Source organism: Kribbella sp. NBC_00382, from assembly GCF_036067295.1.
GTDB lineage: Bacteria > Actinomycetota > Actinomycetes > Propionibacteriales > Kribbellaceae > Kribbella.
Window position 1 is genome coordinate 714,100 of sequence record NZ_CP107954.1, and the last position, 14,586, is coordinate 728,685.

Sequence of the window (14,586 nt, forward strand, 5' to 3'; positions counted from 1 at the left end):
CCGTGCGACGCTCCATTCTCTCCTCCCTGCGCGCCCACCTGGGCCGCCTGGTCGCCGCCTGCCTGGCGATCGTGCTGGGTGTCGGGTTCGGCACCCTGGCGATGACCGCGCACTCGTCGGCCACCAACGGCATCGACGAGACCATCGGCAAGCAGAACGCCGGGGTCGACGCGGTCGTCGACTCCGACCGTCGACAGGCCTCGGCGGCCGACGTGGCCGCGGTCAAGAAGCTGCCGCAGGTCGCCTCGGTCGTGATCGACACCTCGGCGTTCCTGCAGGTCCAGTGGGCCGGTCAGGTCCGGCCGGACTCGCTCGGTATCGACGCCCGGTACGACACCTCGAAGATCGCCGGCCCGACCACCTCGGCCGGGAAGTTGCCGGAAGCAAAGAACGAGATCGCGCTGCCGGCCAAGCTGGCGGACAAGTACAAGGTCTCCGTCGGCCAGGACCTGAAGCTCACTACCTGGGACGGCAAGGCCTACCCGGTGAAGGTCGTCGGCCTGATCGACGACAGCACCTCGATCGGTGGCGGGAACGCGGTCGCCACGGCCGAGACGGTGAAGACCTTCGAACCACAGGGCTACATCAACCAGCTCAAGGTCGCTGCCAACCCCGGCGTGACCCAGGCGGCATTGAGCAGCGCGATCACCGCCGTCGTCAACGAAGGCGTCCAGGTCTACACCGGCGAGGGCTGGATCGACCACGAGGTCTCCAGCATCACGCACGGGATCGACGTCCTCGGTGGGGTGTTCGGCATGTTCGCCGTCATCGCGCTGTTCGTCGCCTGCCTGGTGATCGGCAACACCTTCACGATCGTGATCGCCCAGCGGACCCGCGAGATGGCGCTGCTGCGCTGCGTCGGGGCGTCGCGCAAGCAGGTGTTCTCCTCGGTACTGGCCGAAGCGACCGTGGTCGGGTTGGTTGCCTCTGGCATCGGTGTGGTCTTCGGGGTCGCACTGTCCGCCATCGCGCTCACGCTGGCCCGGTCCTTCGACTGGGGCCTCCCGCCGGTCGACCTGCACCTCGACCTCGCGTCGGTGTTCATCCCGCTCCTGCTCGGTACGATCGCGACGATCCTGGCGGCCGTAGTACCGGCTCGGCGAGCGACTCGGGTTGCTCCGCTGGCAGCGTTGCGGCCCGAGGCGGCTCCGGTCGCGAAGTCCAAGGCCGGCATCGTGCGCTTGGTCTTCGGCTTCCTCCTGCTGGCCGGCGGCGGGGCGTTGCTCGCCCTGGGCGCCAGCTCACACCAGGTGATCATCGGCGTCGCCGGCGGCGTGATCTCCTTCGTCGGGATCCTGTCGATCGGCTCGCTGCTGGTCCCGGCCCTGGTCAGGTTGCTGGGCGCGTTGCCCGCGCGGAGCGGCGGGGTGCCCGCGCGGATCGCCGTCGCCAACGCCGTCCGCAACCCGCGGCGGACCGCGGCGACCACCTCGGCGCTGCTGATCGGTGTCACGCTGATCAGCCTGACCTGTGTCGGGATCGCCTCGGTCCGCAAGACGTTCGATGTCACGATGGACAAGGAATACCCGGTCGACGTGACGATGAAGGTGTACGACGAGAAGCTGCCGGCCACCGCGGCCAACCAGCTGAAGAGCATCAAGGGCATCACCCAGGTCGTACCGGTCCGGTCGGCCTCAGTGAAGTCGGCCGGCAACACCCTCGAGATCACCGGCATCGACCAGGCCTCCGCCTCCTCGGTGATCCACAACCCGACGCTGGTCAACCAACTCCAGCCCGGTACCGCTCTGGTCGACCGCAACACGCTGTACTCGCTGAACGTCGAGAACGGCGCCATCGTCACCATCGTGTCGGGGCAGCAGAAGATGAACTTCAAGGTGATCCAGGCGCAGGGGCTCGACCCGATCACGGTCACCTCCGCCGACCTGCAGAAGCTCGCGCCGAAGGCAGCGGTGACCGGCTACTGGCTGGCCTCCGACCCGAAGGCCGACGGCCCGAAGGTGATGGACGAGCTCAAGCAGTCGCTGCCGACGATCAAGAACCTGAACATCTCCGGCGGGCTGCCCGAGCGGAGCTTCTACACCAAGGTGTTCGATATCCTGCTGCTCGTCGCGGTCGGCCTGCTCGGGGTCTCGGTACTGATCGCGCTGGTCGGCGTCGGCAACACGCTCAGCCTTTCGGTGCTGGAGCGGACGCGTGAGAACGCCCTGCTCCGGGCGATGGGCCTGACCAGGCGTCAACTGCGCGGCATGCTCGCGGTCGAGTCGTTGCTGATGGCACTCGTCGCGGCGGGCCTGGGAATCGCCCTCGGGTTGGTCTACGGCTGGACCGGCACAGCGGCCCTGATGGGCGGCCAGGTCGACGGACCGATCTCGTACGCCGTACCGGGCCGGCTCCTGATCACGATCGCGCTGGTCGCCGCGGTCGCCGGTCTGGTCGCGTCGATCCTCCCGGCCCGGCGCGCCGCGAAGGTCGCACCAGCCGGGGCGCTGGCCACCGAGTAGTCAGACGATCTCGACCCGGTTCCCGTGGCCGTCGGCGGTGTGAAACCGCCGGCGGCCCGGGATCGTCTCGTTGTCCCACTTGACCGGATAGCCCTTGTTCTGCAGGGTTTCAGCCAGTTGATCGAGGTCGTCGACAGCCAGCGCGGGATGCGCCTTCAACGCGGGGCTGAAGTCCTCTTCCACGCCGACGTGCACCTCCGCATCGCCCTCCTTGAACCAGCATCCGCCCCGCGCCGCCAGCAACGGCGGCTTCTCCAGCTCAGTCATACCGAGCGCATCGCGATAAAAGGCGCGCGCCACCTCCTCGCCACCGGGCGGGCAGGACACCTGCACGTGATCGAGTCTCATCAGCTCTCCTTCTGGGCAACTGCGAAGATCCGGCGGAACGGCAACAGCGTCCCGAACTCCTTTTGCGGATAAGCCTCGTTCAACCGAGCCCCGTACTCCGCTTCGAACCGCGCGCGAAGCTCATCAGGCAACGACTGCAGGACGGGCCGGGCCCCTGTCCCCTTCACCCACTCGAGGACGGCGTTGTCGCCTTCCAGCAGATGGCTGTACGTCGTCTCCCACGCGTCGACCGTGCATCCTTCGGCACTCAGCGCCGCCACGTACTCCGCCGGCCCCGGCACGTCCGGCCGAAGCGACTTGTCCTTCGCGTACTCGGCGTACGGATCCGTCGCGGCCAGCTCCCGCAGGATGGCATGCGACGGCGCGTTCCCGTTGCCCGGAATCTGGATCGCCAGCCAACCGCCCGGCTTGAGCGCCCGCACGAAGCCCGGCAGCAACTCGAGCTGCTCAGGGATCCACTGCAGAGTCGCGTTGGTGACGATCACATCGATCGACTCGGGCTCAGCACTCCACTCCAGCAGATCTCCCACCTCAAAGGTGAGCCGATCGCCGGCCAGCGGCTGAGCCGTCTCGATCATCTGCGGCGAGCTGTCCACCCCATGCACAGTCGCACCCGGCCACCGATCCAGCAGCGTGGCGGTCAGATTGCCGGGCCCACATCCGAGATCGACCACCGTGGCGGGCTCGTCCGCCCGGACGCGGCCGATCAGGTCGGCGAACGGGCGGCCTCGCTCGTCGGCGTACTTGTTGTATTGCTGGGGGTTCCAGACCGGGGACGTGCGCATGCGGGGAGCCCTTCTCCTGAGATCTCTTGACGTCGAGATACTTTACGCCTGCCGGTTGTCTTGATGTCAAGAGTCTTGATGGCATACGCTCGAACCATGAGAGACGAGGTCGACCGGCTGATCGAGGCCTGGCGTCGGGAGCGACCCGATCTCGACGTGGCGCCGATGGAGGTGCTTTCCCGGGTGACCCGGTTGGCGCGCCATCTCGATCGCGCCCGGAGCCATGCGTTCGCGACGCATGGACTGGAGTCCTGGGAGTTCGACGTACTGGCGGCACTGCGGCGGGCCGGGGAGCCGTACCAGCTCTCCCCCGGGCGGTTGCTCAAGGAGACTCTGGTGACGTCGGGGACGATGACGAACCGGGTCGACCGGCTGACCGCGCGCGGCCTGGTGGAGCGGTTGCCCGATCCGGGTGACCGGCGAGGCGTACTGGTTCAGCTGACCGACGCCGGCCGTGACTCGGTCGACGCGGCGATGGCCGATCTGCTCGCACACGAGCGCACCCTGCTCGGTTCGATCAGCGAGCGCGACCAAGCCAAGATCGCCCGCGTACTGCGCGAACTGGTCGGCCCGTTCGACCAGGAAAAACACTGAAGCCGCATTTCTTCGCGGCCGCCAAGTTACTCACCGGAATTGTGCCGGAATAATCCGAAAAGACGACCCGTCACTTTATGTGGGCACCGATCGTTGCTAGTTGCAACGAGATCGAGAGATTGCTGTAGTCCACGACTATCGACACTGAGTGACCGGTCCAACTAGTGTCCTGACTGTTGGTGGTCAAGCGACTACAGAACGTCCACGAGATCGGTGACTTCGGCGGCAAGAGGTGGTTCGCCGAAGCCGGTTGGTGGTGTCCGGGGCTCGGGGCTCGGACAACCCGGCCGGTCGGGGCCCGCTCGCCCGCAGTCGCGGCATACCCTCCCAATCACAGGGGATAGGAGGGTGTGCCGCGACTCACGCATTCACCAAGAATGTACTGACCTATTCGGTGAGTTCGGCCGCTTCGAGCCAGGCGGTTTCCAGCTCGGCGCGTTCATCGGCGAGCTTGCGCAGGTCGGTGTCCAGTTCGGCCAGCCGTGCGTAGTTGCTCGCGTTGGCGGCCAGCTGGTCGTGCAGCTTCGCCTCGTTGAACTTCACCTTGGACAGCTGCCGCTCGATCCGGTTGAGCTCCTTCTTCGCCGCCCTGGCAGCCGCCGCGTCGACGACGGGCGCGGTGCTCACGGGTTGCACCTTGGTCGACGGAGCGGTGGCGCGGCGGCCCGAGCCGGCCTTGAGCTCTTCGAGGTACTGGTCGACGCCGCGCGGCAGGTGCCGGACGGCTCCGTCGCCCAGGATCGTGTAGACCATGTCGCTGACCCGCTCGAGGAAGTACCGGTCGTGGGTGACGATCACGACGACGCCCGGCCAGTTGTCGAGGAAGTCCTCGAGCACGGTCAGCGTCTCGACGTCCAGGTCGTTGGTGGGCTCGTCGAGGATCAGCACGTTCGGCTCGTCGAGCAGGATCCGGAGCAGCTGCAGCCTGCGGCGTTCGCCACCGGACAGGTCGTTGATCCGGGTGGTCAGCTTGTCGCCGGTGAAGCCGAACCGCTCGAGCAGCTGGGACGAGTTCATCTCGCCGACGCCGGCGGCCAGGGCCGCGACCCGGCGGATGCCGGTGATGTGCGCGAGCACCGTCACCGTGCCGTCGAGATCCTCCAGCGTCTGCGAGAGGTTGGCGATCTTGACCGTCTTGCCCTGCTTGACCTTGCCGGAGTCCGGCGGGAGCAGGCCGGTCAGCACCTTGAGGAAGGTCGTCTTGCCGGCGCCGTTCGGGCCGAGCAGGCCGATCCGGTCGGCCGGGCCGATCCGGAAGGTGACGTGATTGAGCATCACCCGGTCGCCGAAGCTCAAGGTGACGTCCTCGGCGTCGAAGACGTCCTTGCCGAGCCGCGAGGTGGCGAGCTTGGCCAGCGCGAGCTTGTCGCGGGGCTCGGGCTCGTTCTCGATCAGGGCGTTGGCCGCCTCGATCCGGAACTTCGGCTTCGCGGTCCGCGCGGGCGCTCCCCGGCGCAGCCAGGCGAGCTCCTTCTTGACCAGGTTCTGCCGCTTGCCCTCGACGACGGCTTCGTTGCGGGACCGCTCGGCCTTGGCCAGTACGTACGAGGCGTAGCCGCCGTCGTACGAGTTGACCTTGCCGCCCTGGACCTCCCAGGTCTCGTTGCAGACCTCGTCGAGGAACCAGCGGTCGTGGGTGACGACGATGAGCGCGCCGGCCCGGTCGACGACGTGCTGCGCGAGCCAGTTCACCGCCTCGATGTCGAGGTGGTTGGTGGGCTCGTCGAGGATCAGCAGGTCGACCTCGGTCATCAGCAGGTGCGCCAGCGACGCGCGCCGGCGCTCACCACCGCTGAGCGTGCCGACCAGCGCTTCGTGGTCGACGCCACCGAGCAACTGCTCCATGACGTCGCGTGCTCGCGGATCGGCAGCCCAGGTGTAGGTCTCGACGTCGCCCAGCACGGCCTGCGCGACGGTCAGCTCCGGGTCGAGGCTGTCGGCCTGCCCGAGGAAGCCCAGCCGCAGGTCGCGGTTGTGCGTCACCCGGCCGGCGTCGGCCGTCTCCTCCCGGGCCAGCAGGCGCAGCAACGTCGACTTGCCGTCGCCGTTGCGCCCCACCACCCCGATCCGCTCGCCCCGGCCGATGCCGAGGGTCACCCCATCGAGCAGGGTGCGGGTTCCGAAGCCTTTGGAGACGGCTTCAAGATTGACAAGGTTGGGTGCAGGGGTAGCGGCCATATCCCCTCAAGCCTAACCGGTGATCGGCTGGTACCCGTCGAAGGTGGTCAGGAGCACCCCCTCGCCATGGGTGAGGCCGGGCAATTGGGCTTCGAAGGCATGGATCCGGCCGACCGGGATCAGGCCCTTGAGGGTTGCCCGGTCGGGGGTGACCTCCGTGTTCTCCAGGGTCGCGTTGGCCTCCGCCAGTTTGGCGATCACGGGCGAGACGGAGTCCGGCGGGAGCTCCAGGTCGAACGAGTTGACCGGCTCGTACACCTTGGTTTTGGCTTCCTGGAGCGCCTGGTTGAGCACCACCGGGACGAGTCGGCGGAAGTCGCCGGCGACGGTCATCACCGATGAGTAGGCCGTACGGATGAGATCCACCCGGCAATCCAGCACCTCCCAGCCGTGCAGTCCTTGCTGCAGGGCGAGCCTGACCGTCTCTTCGATCGCGGTGTGGAACGCCCGTGGCAACGCGCCGAGCTCCACCTCCAGCCGGTAGTCGAGGCCGGTACCGACCGGCGCCGGCGAGATGCGGAAGCCGACGGCGGCGCACCACTGGTTGCCGGGTTCGCCGATCTCGCGGACCGCTTCGCCGACTCCCACAGGTCGCTCGACGTGGATCGGCGTCGTCTCGCTGAAGGTGACCGCGAGCCCGTACTCCTCCTCCAGCAGCGACGCGATCACCTCCTTCTGCACCTCGCCGTACAGGTTCACCGAGATCTGCCCGTGTGCGTCCTTCCGGACCCGGATCAGCGGATCCTGCTCCGCGAGCTGCTGCAACGCCTGGAACAGCTTCACCCGATCCTGCGCCCTCACGACCGTCTCCAACGTCGGCGGCGCGAAGAACTGCCCGCCCCTCTGGATCGGCGCCCCGAGCTGGTCCCCGATCTGCACCTGCTTGAGCCCGCGCAAGGCAACGATCCGCCCCGCCTCAGCCGTGTCGGCCGTCCGCGTGCCGCCACGATCGAACACCTGCACAGAAGTCGGCTTGACCTCGTACGTCGATGCGCCGCGATGCACGTCAACTGGTTGCCGGACCTGGAGTCGCCCGGCGAACACCCGCGCCGACGCGATCTTCTCCCCCGCCGACCCGCGTTCCACCTTGAACACCTGGGCTCTGAGTGGCTCATCCTGATTACCCGTTGCTCGCGGCAACCAGTCGCGGATGCCGTCGATCAGCTCCGGCACCCCTTCGCCGGTCATCGCCGATCCGAAGAACACCGGGTGTACGCGGGTCCGGCGGACCTGCTCGGCCAGCTCACGCCGGCAGTCCTCTGGCGTCAGCTCGTCCTCGAGATACTGGGCCAGGAACCTGTCATTGCCCTCAGCAAGCAATTCCCTCGCGTCTCCCAGGGGAGTTTCGTGGTACTTCGCCTGCCTGGTGCCCAGGTCGGCCACCGATCCCATCGGTAGGGCGGACGGGGTGAGCAGCCGGGCGATGTCCGCCAGCAACTCGTCGTACCGGGCTCCCATCCGGTCGATCTTGTTGACGAACAACAGCGTCGGGATGCGCAACCGGGTCAACGTGCGCATCAGCAACCGGGTCTGCACCTGGACGCCCTCGACGGCCGAGATCACCAGTACGGCGCCGTCGAGCACGGACAGTGCGCGCTCGACCTCGGCGATGAAGTCGGAGTGGCCCGGGGTGTCGATCAGGTTGACGGTCAGGTCGCCGAGCTCGAACGAGACCACGGCCGAGCGGATGGTGATCCCCCGCCGGCGTTCCAGGTCCATCGAGTCCGTACGGGTACTGCCATCGTCCACGCGGCCGACGTGGTCGATCACGCCCGCGGCGTACAGCAGGCGTTCGGTCAGGCTGGTCTTACCGGCGTCGACATGCGCCAGAATGCCCATCGTCAGAGTGTTCAAAGGTCCTCGCGGGTGCGTCGCAGCGATCAGGAGTGATGGCGTAGACCGACGCTCGGCGCATCTGGAGCTCCTTCTCTGCGGATACCGCGGACGACTGGTTTGGTGAGGATAACCTGCGGGTGAGGCGCTGGCGATTGAGTTTCGAGAGGACAGCGGATGGAAGCGGACTTCGCGACCCTGCTCTACCGGTACCGCCGCGCCGCCGGCCTGACCCAGGAGAAGCTGGCGCAGAAGGCCGGCGTGAGCCTGGCAGCCATCGGCGCACTCGAGCGCGGAGTGCGGCGGTACCCACGCCGCGAGACGGTCGACGCCCTCGCCTACGCGATGGACCTGACCTCCGACGAACGCGCTGCCTTCACCGCCGCCGCCACACGCCGCCAGAAACGCATCCAACCGGAGACCACAGCGGCGACTGCTCCGTTGGTACCTCGTCAGCTGCCCTTGCCCGATGCGAGCTTCACCGGCCGGGCCGCTGATCTCGATGTCCTGCACACCGCTCTCACCAGCGGAACCCGGGTCGCGATCCTCGCCATCACCGGGATGGGTGGCGTTGGTAAGACGACCCTCGCGGTGAAGGCCGCTCATTCCGCGATCGAGGAGTATCCCGACGGCCAGGCTTATCTGGATCTCCACGGCTATGACATCGGGGCCGCCGTCTCGCCACTCGAAGCGCTCAACTACCTCCTTCGCGCCTTCGGCTTGTCCGGCCCCGACGTACCAGTGCAGGTCGACGAGGCCGCAGCCCGGCTGAGGACTCTCCTGGCGGGCCGCCGGGCGTTGATCGTGCTGGACAACGCGCGAGATGCCGCCCAGGTGCAGTCGTTGCTGCCCGGTACTGGCCGTTCTGCCGTCATCATCACGAGCCGGCATGAGCTGTCCGGGATGCCGACGGCGCAGATCGTCCGCCTCGGACTGCTGTCTTCGTCGGAAGGGCTCGACCTGCTCCGTACCACCGTCGGCGCCACCCGCGTCGATCACGAGCCGCAGGCCGCCCAGTCGATCGTCGAAGCATGTGGTCTCTTGCCACTCGCCTTGAAGATCTCGGCCGGTCGCCTGGCGGCCAGGCCGCAATGGCCGTTGGCGCACCTGGCCGGGCTGTTGCAGGACGAGCGGCGGCGGCTGGATCAACTGCAGGATCACGAGCTCGGAGTACGGGCCAGCTTCGACGTCTCGATCGACGATCTGGCGGCTGGGGCCAGTGCCCGTGAGCAGCGGGCAGCGGGGGCCTTTGCGCTGTTCGGAGTACCGGATGGGCCTGATCTGACCGTCGAGGTCGCGGCCCGGCTGCTGGATTGCGATGAGCATGCGGCGCTGGATGCGCTCGAGGATCTCTGCAATCTGCATCTGGTCGAGTCGATGGCGCCGCGGCGGTACCGGCTGCACGATCTGCTGCGGATGTACGCGAGGGAGCGGGCGCAGGCGAGTGTCAGCCCGACCCAACAGGCTGCGGTGATCACGCGGATCCTCGACCTGTACGCGTCGGCGGCGTGGCAGTCGATCGAACTCGGCTTCCCTCGATCCGGTCGGCTGCCGTGGTACCGGGCTCAGCCTCCTCTCGTTGGCGGACCTGCCTACGCGGACATGAGTTCAGCACTCTCCTGGCTCGACGGCCAGCGGCCGCACCTGCTCGCGCTGGCATCGCAAGGCGCGCGAACTGACGGCGTGCCAGTTGTGTCGGTGCTCCGGCTGGTGATCGGCCTCCACACGTTCTACGCCATGCGCGGCCATTGGCTGGACTGCTTGCGGATCTTCCGGACGGCGCTCGAGGTGGTGAACGACCCGCGGGCCGAGGCGCACATCCGCAGCGACCTCGGCCTGGTCCTCTGCGACCTGGCCCGATCCGGAGCTGGTGATCCAGACGACTCGATCGCCGAACTCCAGCGCAGCCGCGACCTCTTCGAAGCCACCGACGACCTGGTCGGCGAGGCGTTGGCTTTGGCGAACCTGAGCCACGTTCTCGACCTCAACGGCGACTACCAGCAAGCGATCGACGCCGGTGAACGAGCCCTCTCCCTCTACCGCAAACTCGACGACGCCCCCGGCGAAACGATCGCCCACATCAACCTCGGCAACTCCCAGGGCAAGCTCGGCCGAGCCGCAGCCCAACGATCGTCCTACGACGAAGCGATCGCCATCAGCACCCACCACGACGCCCAGCACCACCTGGCCGCCGCCCTCCTCTGCTCCGGCGTCGCCTACCAACAAGCCGGCGACCTCCTGTCCTCCACGGCCCACCTCCACCAGGCCGTCACCAAATTCAAGTCCCTCAACGACCAGATAAGCCTCGCCGAAACCCTGGACGAACTAGGCGTCACCAACCGCCTGTCAGGCGACCTCCAGTCTTCGATCCGCCACCACGAGAAAGCCCTGACCATCAGCACCCACTACGACGACGGCCTACGCCACTACCTGATCCTCACCCACCTAGCCGACTCCCTGGACGCCATCGGCAACCACGCCCTAGCCACAGAACACCGCACCCAAGCCCAAACAATCACCCAAAGCCGCGGCCCGAATCGCAGTTGACCGCCCGCGCGACGGAGCGGCGGGCGGTGGCGCGTGGGCGTAGTACCGGGCTAGCGCGGGATGGGAGCGGGGAGGATTCTGGCGCCGGGGACTGGGCCTTCGGCTTGGCGGACCATGCGGCAGAGGCCGGATTCGGCTAGTTCTACGGCTAGGTCTACTGCTCGGCGGCTGTCGGCGGCCAGGAAGAGGCAGGTCGGGCCGGAGCCGGAGATCATGGCGGCCAGGGCGCCTTGGTCGAGGCCGAACTGGAGGGTGGCGGCCAGTTCGGGGCGGAGGGAGAGGGCGGCTGCTTGCATGTCGTTGCTTAGGGCAACTGCCAGGGCGGCCGGTTGGCCGGAGAGAAGGGCGGTGAGGAGTTCGGGGTGGACTTCGGGTGGTTCGACGCGGCGGAGGGGGCGGAGGCGGTCTAGTTCGCGGTAGACGGCAGGAGTCGAGAGGCCGCCTTCGGCGATGGCGAAGACCCAGTGGAAGGTGCCGCGGGACATTACCTCGGTGACCTGTTCACCGCGGCCGCGACCGAGCGCAGTGTGGCCGACGAGGCAGAACGGGACGTCACTGCCCAGGTCGGCCGCGATGCGTTCCAGCTCGACCTGCGCGAGCCCAAGCCCCCACAGCCGGTTGCAGGCAACAAGAGTCGCAGCAGCGTCCGTGGAGCCGCCGGCCATTCCACCGGCGACCGGGATGGTCTTGCGGATCACCAGATCGACGCCTTCTTCGACGTCGTACTCCGCCTGCAGCACCTGAGCCGCCTTCACGGCCAGGTTCGTACTGTCCGTGGGGACGTCCGCCGCGAAGTCACCGAGCACCTCGACGGTGACGTCCGAGTCGTCGCGCAGGGTCGCCGTCACATCGTCGTACAGGGCAACGGCCTGGTAGACGGTCGCGAGCGGGTGGAAGCCGTCAGGGCGCGGCGGGCCGACGGACAGGCCGAGATTGATCTTGGCCGGCGCCCGGACCGTGACCTGATGAGCTGACACGGGCACAGGCTAATGCCCAGCGGACGCAATCGCGGCGAACTGTTCGATTCCCAACATCTCGCCGCGCAGTGACGGGTCGACGCCGGCCGCGGCCAGCGCAGCGTCCAGGCGCTCGCGGTCGGGCATCCAGCGGGCCAGCGCGGAGCGGACGGTCTTGCGGCGCTGCGAGAAGGCGGCCTCGATCACCTTGAAGACTTCTTCGCGGGACGCGGTGGAAGCGGGCGGTTCGCGGCGGGTGAAGGCGACCAGGCCGGAGTCGACGTTCGGGGCCGGCCAGAAGACGTTGCGGCCGATCGGACCTGCGCGGCGCACCTCGGCGTACCAGGCGGCCTTGGCGGACGGTACGCCGTACGTCCGTGAGCCCGGCGGCGCCGCGAGCCGGTCGGCCACCTCGGACTGCACCATCACGAGCCCGTGCCGCAACGACGGCGCGATCGCCAGCAGATGCAGCAGAACCGGTACTGCGACGTTGTACGGCAAGTTGGCCACACAAGCGTCAGGCGTCCCGATCTGAGCCGGCACGACGGTCATCGCATCCGCCTCGACCACCGTCAGCGAAGCGGCCTGGTTCGGCGCGTACTCCGCGATCGTGGCCGGCAGCGCTCCGGCCAGCACCGGATCGATCTCGACCGCGGTGACCCGGTGGCCCTCGGCAAGCAACGCGAGCGTCAGGGACCCGAGCCCGGGGCCGACCTCGAGCACAGTCTCGCCGTCAGACGACAAGTCCGCCGCGCGGACGATGCGGCGCACCGTGTTGGGATCGATGACAAAGTTCTGGCCGCGCTGCTTGGTCGGGCGGACCCCGAGCTGCGCGGCCAGTGAACGCACTTCCGCCGGACCGAGAAGTCTCGGTCCGGCGGAAGTGGATGAATCAGCGCTGGTCACAAGCGCCAGTCTCGCAGAGAAGGCCGTGAATCAAGCCTTCTTGCCACAGACAGGCCAGGCGCCGTAGCCACCGCGGTCGGCCTTGACCTTCTCCGCGATCGAGATCTGCTGCGCCTTGGACGCGCCGTTGGCGTTGTTGGCATACGCCGTACCGCCGTACGCGGCCCAGGTGCCGTGGTCGAACTGCAGGCCACCGTAGTACCCGTTGCCGGTGTTGGAGGCCCAGTTGCCACCCGACTCACAAGCGGCGATCCGGTCCCAGGCGCCGGCGTTGCCACCGGTGGCGGGCGGAGTGTCCTCGACCGGCTTCTTCTTGGTGCCGACCGTGACGAGCTCGTCGACGGGCTTGGTGACGACCGCGCTGGAGACGAGCTTCTTGCTCGACAGCTTGCCGTCCAGGTAAGTCAGCAGGTACTTGACCGACTTGGAGCCCGCGACGCCCTTGGCGGTCGTCTTGGTCTCGCCCTCGAGCATCGTGGCGTCCTTGGTCTCCTTCTTGCCGAAGGCGACCGCCTGCTGCTCGCTGAGCGTCTTCGTCTCGACCTTGACCACGACGACCCGGGTGATGCTGCCGGGCTTGAGCACGGTGGCCACCGCCGGGACGATCCGGTCGTTGGAGTCGAACGGGACCTTGGCGCTGGTCAGCGCCTCGCCGACCGTCGTCGCCATCGACTTGACCGCGACGGTCTTGCCGAGCCGGACGATCTGCAGGGTCTTGGGGGTGCGAACGGTCAGCTCGAGGCCTTCGCGCCCGATCGGCGCGCTCCGGCTGGTGGAGAAGACTGCTCCGTCATAGCGCAGGCCCAGGTCGGTCATCGCCTCGCTGAGGCTGTCCGCCGTGGTCCAGAAGCTTCTCTTCGTGCCATCCGCGTTGACGGTGAGCTGGCGGCCGTACTGCACCGCGATCTCCTGGCCGTCCTGCAGCTTGGCGTCCAGCGAAGGGGCCACCACGTCTCGCTCGGAGACCTGGATCTTCTTCGCCTTCAGGGCGTCCCCGACGGTGGAGCCGAAGGTGTGCACCTTCTGCACCTGGCCATCGATGGACAGACTGACGGTTTTGCTCTTGGTCGCATAGGCCACGGAGCCGCCCACGACGGCAAACACAGCCGTGGCGCCCACGGCCGCGATGATGGACTTACGCACTAACGCTCCCAGGTAGGGCTACCCGAGCACGAGGTCTGGACGGCACTGGCGCGAGGCCGCGTATGCCGGGTACAGGGCCCGGAAACCACGGTCAACCGCCGAGGGGCGTGCCGTCCGGAATCTTCCCCGATCCCGGCCAACATCACGAGACAGTAACGAAGAAGTCGCTGAAGCGCCAATCCCCTAGTCGGCGCGGCGGCAAAAGGTGTAACGGGCCGCTCACGCCTGGTGATGACCCCAGTGCCCCCGATGCACCACTTCGGCAGTACTGCGACGCCCTCTTTTGAGCGACGGCGACCGCTTGTCCGGGGCCCGGTAGCCGATCGAGATGACCCCGATCGGATCGAACCCGTCCGGTACTCCGAACTCCTCCTTGAGCCGCCCGACCTTCTCCGCGGGAGGCCCGAAAAGGCAAGCACCCAAGCCTTCGTCGACCACCGTCTGCAACATCAGCAGCGCCGCCATGCCGGTGTCGATGTACCAGTACGGCGCCGTCCAGTGCTTCTCGTCGCGGTCGGTCCAGCCCTTGTCCGGCGCGGTGTACCGGTCGAGGTACGCGTCCTTGTGGGCGAAGGCGAAGATCAGCAGCGGCGCCCGCCGCAACCCTGTGATCCACTCCACATACTTCTCATCCGGATCCTCGGCCGCGATCCGCCAATACCGCTCCCGATCGTCGCCTTCGAGGGTCAGGAACGCCCAGCCCTGGCTGAACCCGCCGGACGGCGCGTGGAGACCGTTCTCCAGGATCCGTTCCCGGAGCTCGGCAGGCACCGGCCGGTCCGGGTCGTAGTTGCGGACCATGCGCCGGCGCCGGACGACCTCACTGAACTCCAT

General features: G+C 67.7%; 11 protein-coding genes. 3 read left to right on the top strand and 8 right to left on the bottom strand.

Translation table 11 applies throughout. The annotated features are described in order from the left end of the window. Positions 1 to 2 precede the first annotated feature (2 nt). Positions 3 to 2,462, top strand: a complete 2,460-nt coding sequence (locus OHA70_RS03595) for an ABC transporter permease (protein ID WP_328328466.1) — start codon at positions 3 to 5, stop codon at positions 2,460 to 2,462. Here OHA70_RS03595 and OHA70_RS03600 read toward each other — a convergent pair whose 3' ends face one another. Both OHA70_RS03600 and OHA70_RS03605 read right to left on the bottom strand, forming a co-directional pair. Next, positions 2,463 to 2,810: a VOC family protein gene (locus OHA70_RS03600; RefSeq protein ID WP_328328468.1), complete on the bottom strand. Its 348-nt coding sequence runs from the start codon at positions 2,808 to 2,810 to the stop codon at positions 2,463 to 2,465. Next, the gene (locus OHA70_RS03605; RefSeq protein ID WP_328328470.1) at positions 2,810 to 3,595 is read right to left on the bottom strand and encodes a methyltransferase domain-containing protein; all 786 of its coding nucleotides are present in this window, start codon (positions 3,593 to 3,595) and stop codon (positions 2,810 to 2,812) included. Before OHA70_RS03605 ends, OHA70_RS03600 begins: the two co-directional genes overlap by 1 nt. Before the next feature lie 96 nt (positions 3,596 to 3,691). Here OHA70_RS03605 and OHA70_RS03610 point away from each other — a divergent pair, with 96 nt between their 5' ends. Next, on the top strand, positions 3,692 to 4,189 hold the full coding sequence (locus tag OHA70_RS03610) for a MarR family winged helix-turn-helix transcriptional regulator (RefSeq protein WP_328328472.1): 498 nt from the start codon (positions 3,692 to 3,694) through the stop codon (positions 4,187 to 4,189). A gap of 387 nt (positions 4,190 to 4,576) precedes the next feature. On the opposite strand, the gene OHA70_RS03615 is transcribed toward OHA70_RS03610, so the two are convergent. Then, positions 4,577 to 6,367 carry an ABC-F family ATP-binding cassette domain-containing protein gene (locus tag OHA70_RS03615; protein WP_328328474.1) on the bottom strand — a complete coding sequence of 597 codons (1,791 nt, stop codon included), beginning with the start codon at positions 6,365 to 6,367 and terminating at the stop codon, positions 4,577 to 4,579. Positions 6,368 to 6,379: 12 nt separating this feature from the next. After that, positions 6,380 to 8,206, bottom strand: coding sequence for a translation factor GTPase family protein (locus tag OHA70_RS03620; protein ID WP_328328476.1), 1,827 nt, complete (start codon positions 8,204 to 8,206; stop codon positions 6,380 to 6,382). Between the two features lie 171 nt (positions 8,207 to 8,377). Here OHA70_RS03620 and OHA70_RS03625 point away from each other — a divergent pair, with 171 nt between their 5' ends. Next, positions 8,378 to 10,747, top strand: coding sequence for an ATP-binding protein (locus OHA70_RS03625; protein WP_328328478.1), 2,370 nt, complete (start codon positions 8,378 to 8,380; stop codon positions 10,745 to 10,747). A 50-nt stretch (positions 10,748 to 10,797) separates the two neighbouring features. On the opposite strand, the gene OHA70_RS03630 is transcribed toward OHA70_RS03625, so the two are convergent. The 4 genes from OHA70_RS03630 to OHA70_RS03645 form a co-directional block, all read right to left on the bottom strand. Beyond that, positions 10,798 to 11,724, bottom strand: coding sequence for a 4-(cytidine 5'-diphospho)-2-C-methyl-D-erythritol kinase (locus tag OHA70_RS03630; RefSeq protein ID WP_328328480.1), 927 nt, complete (start codon positions 11,722 to 11,724; stop codon positions 10,798 to 10,800). A 9-nt stretch (positions 11,725 to 11,733) separates the two neighbouring features. Further along, on the bottom strand, positions 11,734 to 12,552 hold the full coding sequence (gene rsmA, locus OHA70_RS03635) for a 16S rRNA (adenine(1518)-N(6)/adenine(1519)-N(6))-dimethyltransferase RsmA (protein ID WP_328328482.1): 819 nt from the start codon (positions 12,550 to 12,552) through the stop codon (positions 11,734 to 11,736). 87 nt (positions 12,553 to 12,639) lie between these two features. Then, positions 12,640 to 13,752, bottom strand: coding sequence for a ubiquitin-like domain-containing protein (locus OHA70_RS03640; RefSeq protein WP_328328484.1), 1,113 nt, complete (start codon positions 13,750 to 13,752; stop codon positions 12,640 to 12,642). Positions 13,753 to 13,971: 219 nt separating this feature from the next. Continuing rightward, positions 13,972 to 14,586, bottom strand: coding sequence for a nitroreductase family protein (locus OHA70_RS03645; protein ID WP_328328486.1), 615 nt, complete (start codon positions 14,584 to 14,586; stop codon positions 13,972 to 13,974).